The sequence below is a fragment of the Mesorhizobium sp. M7D.F.Ca.US.004.03.1.1 genome (assembly GCF_003998635.1).
In the GTDB taxonomy this organism is placed as follows: Bacteria; Pseudomonadota; Alphaproteobacteria; order Rhizobiales; family Rhizobiaceae; genus Mesorhizobium; species Mesorhizobium loti.
Window position 1 is genome coordinate 1 of the sequence record NZ_RZQG01001104.1, and the last position, 1,760, is coordinate 1,760.

Sequence of the window (1,760 nt, forward strand, 5' to 3'; positions counted from 1 at the left end):
CGCCTCCACCTCGCCATCGCCCACACAAGTTCGTCGATGCGGGTCACCGTCTTCGGCTCTAGGCGCCTTTGCTCGGCGGCCTTTTGAGCTGCCTCCGCAAGCGGCTTGCGCCGGGCGCCGATTGGCAGGATGTTATGGGAGGGCAACCGGGGGGCAAACCGGCACGCCGAGATCGATATGGCTGCTGGAAATGTCACGAGCTTGCTTCGCCTTTCTTGCGTTTGTTGCCTTGCTGAGGCCGGTAGAGGCAGGCGAGTGGATGTCTCATCTGCTTGACCGCTCAAGCCTAGCGACCGCCTATTTTCGCCAAGCGGATCTTGTGACCGCATACGCGACCGCAATGGCGCGCTTCCGTCTGCAGCTCGCAGGGCGTGCCGGCGAAACCAGCCTTGCGGTCCCTCTCGAACCCCTGCTTTTGCGGGCGGAATTCCGTGCGCGGACATGGCGCTCGGCGGACGGCAGCCTGTTGCAAGGCTTCGCCGGCAAGGGCGGCTTCCGGCTGACTATCGGGAACTGCCTGGCGCGCATCTGCGCTGCCAGCGAATGCAGCGATGCCGGTTGGCCGGTTTACGCCTGCAGCGACGGAGGCAAGCGCAAGATGTCCGTCACGGACTTTGTGACGGCAACCTTCGGCGGCGTCTCCTACCGCCGATTGAGCGCCTCCCCTTCACAGGAATGACGGCGCGAGGCGCCGACCGCCTTGCTGCAGCGTTCAGCAAAGGGCGGTATCCTTCCTCAGCGCAAACGCCGCCTGAACCGCGCGATTGACGGTGACCGGCAGGATCGACATGTGGTTCTCGCCGGCATGCAGTTCGAAGCTCGCGCGCACGCCCGGGAAGGCATGGAGACGCTCCGCCATCGTCCGCGCGAATTCGTCGGTGCGTGTCACCTTCTTCTGCTGCAGGCGCTTTTCCTCGTCCTCGGCGCCGATCTGGAACGGTGCCAGCTTCTCCGTCTCGTATTCGCCGGCCGACAGGATCATGGTCGCCGTCAGGCCCTCGGGAACGGCGGCCTCGAAGGTTTCGAGAAAGCGGTCGATGGCACGATCCTCCCAATAGATGGTGGGGCTCGCCGCGATCCAGGTCTGGAAGGCCGAAGGCCGCGTGAACAGGGCGTAGAGCGCAAACAGGCCACCGAAGGAATGGCCGTAAAGCGCCTGGCGGCTTGCATCGACCGTGACCCGACTGGCGACCCATGGCTTCAGCTCGTCCTCGATGAAGGCAAGGAATTCCCCTGCCCCACCGGTCCGGACTTCGGGCGTGCCCTCGGAGAAGGGCGGATAGGTCTTGCCCGGCGGCGGGGCGAGATCCCATGAACGCCGCAGCGGATCATAGGCGCCCTCTACGGGATAGCCGATGGCGACGATGACGCCCCAGCCGACATTGGTGCCCGTGGGATAGAAGGCCTGCGCACGCATGGCGTCGACCGCTGTGCCGATGACGGCGTTGCCGTCGGTCATGTAGAGGACGGGCCAGCCGGCCTCGGGCACTGGCCCGGACGGCACATGCAGGAATACCCGCCAGGCGGCGCCGCCATGCGCCGGGACAAAGTCGTGGACCGTCGTGTCGGCGATCAGGGCTGGCATCGACTTGGACATGGATATCTCCACAGGGACAAAAAGGTCAGCGGCGGCGCAGCAGCCACATCAGCACCGGGCCACCGATCAGCGTGGCGACGAGACCGGCCGGGATCTGGCGCGGGAAGATGGCGGTGCGGCCGATCCAGTCGGCGGCGACCATGATCAGCGCGCCGGCGAGCAC

The 1,760-nt window shown here is 65.9% G+C and carries 4 protein-coding genes; 1 reads left to right on the plus strand and 3 read right to left on the minus strand.

Annotated features, from left to right (window positions below; all coding sequences use genetic code 11):
- Positions 1-197: hypothetical protein (locus tag EN935_RS41585; RefSeq protein ID WP_206534643.1), on the minus strand; the 197-nt coding region annotated here is incomplete at its 3' end.
- 143 nt (positions 198-340) lie between these two features.
- On the opposite strand from EN935_RS41585, the gene EN935_RS34380 reads away from it, so the two are divergent.
- Entirely contained in the window at positions 341-679 is a 339-nt protein-coding gene (locus EN935_RS34380; protein WP_109666809.1) for a hypothetical protein, read from the plus strand.
- Between the two features lie 33 nt (positions 680-712).
- Here EN935_RS34380 and EN935_RS34385 read toward each other — a convergent pair whose 3' ends face one another.
- Together EN935_RS34385 and EN935_RS34390 are read right to left on the minus strand one after the other, a co-directional pair.
- Entirely contained in the window at positions 713-1,597 is an 885-nt protein-coding gene (locus EN935_RS34385; RefSeq protein WP_127262714.1) for an alpha/beta hydrolase-fold protein, read from the minus strand.
- A 25-nt stretch (positions 1,598-1,622) separates the two neighbouring features.
- Positions 1,623-1,760: iron chelate uptake ABC transporter family permease subunit (locus tag EN935_RS34390; protein ID WP_164771618.1), on the minus strand; the 138-nt coding region annotated here is incomplete at its 5' end.